The organism is Streptomyces sp. NPDC056600, assembly GCF_042792855.1.
Taxonomy (GTDB): domain Bacteria; phylum Actinomycetota; class Actinomycetes; order Streptomycetales; family Streptomycetaceae; genus Streptomyces.
In genome coordinates, this window is the sequence record NZ_JBHTVQ010000001.1 from 269,602 (window position 1) to 275,621 (window position 6,020).

The following is a 6,020-nucleotide window of genomic DNA, read 5'->3' on the forward strand; positions in this document are numbered from 1 at the left end:
CCCGGCGCCCCCCCGGCGGGGCGGTCGCCGCCGGACCCCTCTCCCGGGCCCGCCCCGCCCCCCCGCCCCGGCGGGCGCGGGCCCGCGCGCGCCGGCGCCTTCCCGCATCCGCGCCGAGCACCCCAGGGAGAACCATGTCCGCCATCCGGCCCTCCGCCGTGCCGTCCTTCCGCGGCCGCATCGGAAGCGACGCGCGCAGCGGCTACTACGCCGCGGCGCGTCGCTACCGGCTCCACCTCTCCGTCTCCTGTCCGCAGAGCCTGCGGATCGCCGTCACCCACGGCCTGCTCGGCCTGGGCGACGCCCTGCCGGTCACGCTGCTGCCCGCCGTGCCGGACGGGCCCGACGGCGGGCACCGGCTCCTGCGCCCGCTGTACGAGGCCAGCTCGCACCAGTACCCGGGACCGGCCGCCGCCCCCGTGCTCCACGACACCTGGACCGGACGGATCGTCAGCACCCACACGCCCGACATCCTGCGCGACCTGGTCCGGCAGTTCGGCGCCGGCGGCCCCGACCTCCTCCCGCACGGGGCCGAGGCGGCGATCGGGGGTGTGGACCTGCTCTGCGAGGAGATCGGCCGCGCGGCCCAGCGCGCCGGGCTGCCCGGCACCGACCAGGCGGCGCGCGACGCCGCACTGGGCACCCTGCTGGAAGGGCTGGAGACGCTGGAGCGGCGGCTCGCCCTCCAGGACCACGTGGCGGGCGACGGACTCACCCTCGCGGACTTGCACGTGTGGGTGACATTGCTGCAGCTCGACACCGTGCACCGCCACCACCTGGACGCCGCAGCGGTGCACCGGATCACCGGTCACCCCCGGCTGTGGGCGTACGCCCGGCGACTCACCGCGCACCCGGCCTTCGGGGCCCACCTCGACCTGGACGGCATCGCCCGCAGGCACCACGCCCGCTGCCGGGGCGAGGAGGCCGCGGGCGCGGCGGTGCGGATCGTGGACTGGGCGGCGTGCGCGCGGCCGGCCGTGCCCGAGCCGGTACGGCAGCGGGGCTGACCTACGCGGCCGGCGCACCGGCGGCCGCGAGGCGGGGCGGGGGCCACCATGGCGGTCCCGCCCGCTGCCGGTGCGTCAGCGGGGTGCCGGGACGCCGTCGCCACGGCCCGGTCCGTGGCACGGGCGGGCAGTCCGCGGGGCGCGGGGCCAGGCCGTCGCAGCCCGCTGCCGGGTCACGGGTTCGCGCGCGACGGGCACGGGCGGCGGCCGGACGGCGGGGCGCACGCGGCCTGAGCGCCGTGAACGCCGCCCGCACCGCCCGCACCGACTCCTCCGGGGCGCGGGGCGCCAGGGGGAGCCAGGGGTACCGGGGGCGGCGCGCGCGCCGACCGGGCCGAGGACGCCGCTCGCCCGTGGGCGCCGACGCTCGTGCGGCGCCCGGCGCGATGACCCGCGTGGACGCGCCGGGTGCGGTCGGCGACGGCATGCGGCGGGCGGGCCGACGCAGGCACCGCGGGCGCGGGGCACCGCCCGGGCCGCGCGGCAGCGCCGCCGCCCGGCCCGGCTCGAGGCGCCCAGCACGGGTCCGCTGCCCGCGCGTCGCGCCCGCGCCGCAGGGCCACTGCCGCGGTGGCGATGCCGCGCGCGGCGGGGCGACCACCGTCACCCCGCCCGCCGCACCGCTCCCGGGGCGCCGGAGGCGGTCGCCGCGCCCACCGCGCCGGCGTCGATCTCTTCGGCGGCAGCGGCAGCGGCAGCGGCAGGGGCAGCGGTGGCGGCGGCAGCGGTGGCGACGGCAGTGGCGGCACCGGACCCGCCGGCGGCGCCCGGTGCGGCCAGGGTGCCCGGGGCCTCGGTTCCGCGAGTGAGCGAGGCCAGCGACCGCAGCAGGCTCCGGGCCGTCGCGTCGTTCTGCTGGAAGCCCGGCGCGTTGGTGAAGGGCCTGGCGAACGCGGCCACCGCCCGCTGGTTCGTCGGCGCGCCCAGGGCCACCCGGCGGGGGTGCGCACGTCCGCCCAGCCGGGGGTCGACCAGGCCGCCGTCCGGGTGCGCCACCGCCAGCAGCCCGGACCGGTGGGTGTCGGTGGCGTCGGCCAGCACCTCCTCCGTGACCGCCCCCCGCAGGCGCAGGTCCCGCAGGAGCGGGTCGGTGGTGCGGATCACGGACGACCGGGGGAGGCGGGCCTCAACCAGTGCGGTGGCGCGCACGGTGTGCCCCGGGACCGTCGGGCTGACGCCGGTGAACGTGCCGGTCTCCTCGTCCGTTCCCACCCGCAGGTCCGCTCCCGCGAACCGGACCACGCCCGCCCGGGAGAGGGCGAGGAGCTGCCGCAGTCGGAAGCCGGGCGGCCCGGAGGCGAGGAAGCTGAAGAAGCCCTGCCACCAGCCGTCGAGGTCGCGGACCACGGAGCGGGCGGTCAGGGACCCCGTCGCCGCGAGACGGGCGAGGTTGCCGTAGACCGAGAGCAACGCGAGGAACGCGCCGAGATCGGCGCTGTGGGCCGGATCCGCGCGCCGTTCGACGTCATGGGACACGTAGCTGCGCAGGTGCTCCTGGAACGCCTCGGGGGTGGCGAAGGACAGGCCCTCCAGCGGCCGGTCCAGCCGCTCCAGGTCCAGTCGGTCGGCGGGGTCCGGAACCGTCGTGGCGACCAGTTCCGCCATGCCGGCCCCCCTTGGGTCGAGACGGGCGTACGCGGCCTCGAACTCCGGCCAGGGCAGGGCGGTGCGCTCCGGGTGGGCGAGGAACAGCTCGTGGTAGTGCCCGAAGCCGATCTCCTTCGCCATCAGCGGCAGGACGTCGCGCCGGAGGTCGAGCGGTCCCGCCGCGGACAGTTCCGCCACCTGCGCGGGGCCGAAGTACCGCGGCAGCGGGGGCCTGGGGCCCTGGAGCGGGTAATGGGTCTTGGAGTGGTACGGAACGCCGCGCCGCGACCCGACGTGCAGCACCGGCTCACGGCCGGACGGCCGGTAGGCGAGCTCTCCGTCGGACCCCTCGCCGAACTCGCCGCCGCGGCCCTCGGTGAGCAGGGACATCAGGTCGACGAAGGCGAGTCCGAAACCCCGGACCAGCACGTGCTGCCCCGGGCGCAGCGCGGACAGGTCGACGTCCGCCGTGTAGGCGGGCGGGAGGTGGAACAACCCGTGCCGGCGCGCGAACTCGGCGTGTGCGTCGTGTTCGGCGGGCGGCGCGGCGTCCAGATGGCCCTGGGCGAGGACGACGAGGTCGGCGGTGACCGGCAGGGCACGCCCCGCCAGGTGGACCCGCTGCGGGCCGTCGGGCGGACCGGTGACCGAGGTGGCGGTGGTGGCGTGCCACTCGACCCGCACCCGGGGCGGGAGTTGGGCCAGGACTCGGCGGAACACCCAGTCCAGATAGGCGCTCTGGGCCCTCCGCGTCGGGAAGTCGGAGCCCGCGAGGCCGCGGAGCTCGGCCAGCGTCCCGGGGTCGGCGGGCTCCAGGTAGGGATCCTGCCGGGGGGCCCGCCCGGAGAACTGCGCGGCCCACTCGGCGAGGGAGGGGCCGGGGAGCACCGGACCCTCCACGGTGGACGACGCGTCGGTGAACATGGTGACGTCCTCCGCCATGGAGTTCATCCGCAGCAGGGGAGACTGGTCGTGCCGCCAGATCCGCCCCGGGCCGGGCGGATGCGGATCCACCAGATGGACGTGCAACTCGGCCTCGCCCGGCCACAGTTCCGCCAGGTTCGCGGCGATCCGCTCCAGCAGCCCGACGGCGCGGGGGCCCGCTCCGACGACGGCCAGCACCGCGGGGCGCGTCCCGGCGCTCACCGCGCGCTCCCCGAGGGGACCGCCGCGCGGCGCGTCTTCGGGGGCGTGGGCCGCAGCCTGTCCCGGAGCCGCTGAAGAGGGGTGCGGGGCAGCGCCCGCGCCGTCCCGCGCGCGTAACGGCGCTCGACGTAGAACTGGCCGATGCCCAGCACGGTGGTGACGGCCACATACCACAGGGTGGCGACCAGCAGCAGCGGGATCACCTGGTAGGTCTGGTTGTAGACCAGCTGGACCGAGAACAGCAGGTCGTGCACGGCCAGCACGCTGACGATGCTGGTGCCCTTGAGGGTGCCGATCAGCATGTTGCCGGCGGTCGGCACGATCGCGCGCATGGCCTGCGGGACCACGACGCGGCGCAGGGTCCGCCACCGGCCGAGGCCCAAGGCCTGGGCGGCCTCGGTCTGACCTCCGTCCACCGAGAGGACGCCGCCGCGGACCACCTCGGCGGCGTAGGCGGCCTCGTGCAGGGTGAGACCGATGACCGCCGTGAGCGTCGGCCCCAGCAGGTTCACCGTCTCGACGGTGACGAACTGCGGTCCGAACGGCACACCGAGCCCGAGCCGCGGGTACAGGGCGCCGATGTTGAACCAGAACAGCAGCTGCACGAGCAGCGGCGTGGAGCGGAAGATCCACACGTAGCCCCAGCCGAGCGTGCGCAGGACCGGGTTGGACGACAGCCGCATGACGGCCAGCGGTGTGCCGAGGAGGAAGCCGAGCACCATGACCACGGCGGTCAGCCACAGGGTGAGCAGTAACCCGTCCAGCACCGCGGCGGTGGTGAAGTAGCGGGCGACCACACCCCACTGGAACGCGTCGTTGCGGGCGACCGAGTTGAGGACCATCACCAGGAACAGCAGCCCGAGGGCGCCGGTCAGCCAGCGGCCGGGGCGTCTGCGCGGCACGACGGCGGGCAGGTCGACGGATGGACGCGGGACGGCGGGCGGCGTGGCCGGGGGAGAGGAGGCGGTACCGGTCGGGGTGACCATTGCAGGTCCTCCGGGAGGGATTCGCGGGGCGTCGGAGAGCGTCCCGGGGCGCGGGAAGGTGCGCGCCCGGGGGCGGTGGTCGTCACGCCCGGCGTGTCCCTCAACACCGCCGGCCCGCCCACCGTACGCCGCCGTCCCGGCCGTGTGTCAACAAGTCCGCGCCCTGGACGGGCTGTTGACGAACCGCCCCGGGTGATGCTCAATGGTCCGCATGCATTCCCGCCAGCAGCGCCTCGTCACGCGCGGCCACATCGACTTCGGTCGGGTGTGGTCCGCCTCGTGTCGCCCCTGCTGACCGGGCAGTCGCAGGCCGTCCGGAACGGCCCGATCCCTCCCTCGGTGACCCCGTCGCGGGCCGAGATCTCTCTTTCGCACCCCTGAGCGCCGGGCGTCCGAGCCTGCCGCGGACACGGGTGTGAGCCGGACACACGCTGCCCTCTCCTTCTCCGCATCGCCGTCACGTTCCCGGTCTCACCGGCTCTCCCGGTGCGGCTCCCTCCGCGTACCCGTCTTCCGCTCCCGCCGAGGAGCCGAGAGAGGCGTGCCCGAATGACCACCACGTCAGAAGATCCCTCACCCTCCGCCGCGTGGGAGCCCACCCTGCTCCGGGTCCAGGTGTCCGACCCGCGGGTGCGGCCCCTGCTCGACGAGCTGCGCCAGGAGTACTCCAGCCGCTACGGCGGCGACGCGGCGGAGGAGCTCGGCCGCTACCCGGACGAGGCGTTCACCTCCGCCCACGGCGGCCTGCTGCTCCTGCTCCTGCACGACGGCGAGGCGGTGGCCGGCGGAGCCTACCGCCGGTACGACGCCCGCACGGCCGAGCTCAAACGCATCTGGACGCACTCCGCCCACCGGCGGCGCGGCCTGGCGCGGCGCGTCGTCGCCGAGCTGGAGCGCGAGGCCCGGCAGGCCGGCTACCACCGGATCTTCCTCACCACGGGGCCGCGCCAGCCCGAGGCGCGAGGGCTCTACCTCACCACGGGCTACACGCCGCTCTTCGACACCGAGGCCGCCCCGGAACACATCGGCCTGCTCTCCTTCGAGAAACACCTGCCGCCCCGCGCCACCACCGGAAAGGCCCAGGACCTGTGACCCCCGTGCGTACCGCGAACCGCCTCCGCCGCGCCCTGACCGGTCTGACGCTGCTGACCGCCCTCGGGCTGACCGCGTGCGGGGGAGGGGAGTTCGGCCCGGCCGGCCAGGGCGCTGGTCCGGCGGCGGGGGGGGGGGCCCCCCGCCCCGGCCCCGCCCCCGGGGCCGCGGGGGGCGAGGGGGGGTCGGTGGGCCCGCCGGG

The 6,020-nt window shown here is 76.6% G+C and carries 4 protein-coding genes; 2 read left to right on the plus strand and 2 right to left on the minus strand.

Annotated elements, in window-relative coordinates; genetic code table 11:
- Positions 1-134: 134 nt before the first annotated feature.
- Positions 135-1,007: a glutathione S-transferase C-terminal domain-containing protein gene (locus ACFRAV_RS01245; RefSeq protein WP_382550255.1), complete on the plus strand. Its 873-nt coding sequence runs from the start codon at positions 135-137 to the stop codon at positions 1,005-1,007.
- A gap of 603 nt (positions 1,008-1,610) precedes the next feature.
- Here ACFRAV_RS01245 and ACFRAV_RS01250 read toward each other — a convergent pair.
- Positions 1,611-3,740, minus strand: coding sequence for an FAD/NAD(P)-binding protein (locus ACFRAV_RS01250; protein ID WP_382550257.1), 2,130 nt, complete (start codon positions 3,738-3,740; stop codon positions 1,611-1,613).
- Positions 3,737-4,726: an amino acid ABC transporter permease gene (locus tag ACFRAV_RS01255; RefSeq protein ID WP_382550259.1), complete on the minus strand. Its 990-nt coding sequence runs from the start codon at positions 4,724-4,726 to the stop codon at positions 3,737-3,739. Before ACFRAV_RS01255 ends, ACFRAV_RS01250 begins: the two co-directional genes overlap by 4 nt.
- Positions 4,727-5,275: 549 nt before the next feature.
- Here ACFRAV_RS01255 and ACFRAV_RS01260 point away from each other — a divergent pair.
- Complete coding sequence (locus ACFRAV_RS01260; protein WP_382550261.1) at positions 5,276-5,818, plus strand: GNAT family N-acetyltransferase; 543 nt, start codon at positions 5,276-5,278, stop codon at positions 5,816-5,818.
- Positions 5,819-6,020: the final 202 nt, after the last annotated feature.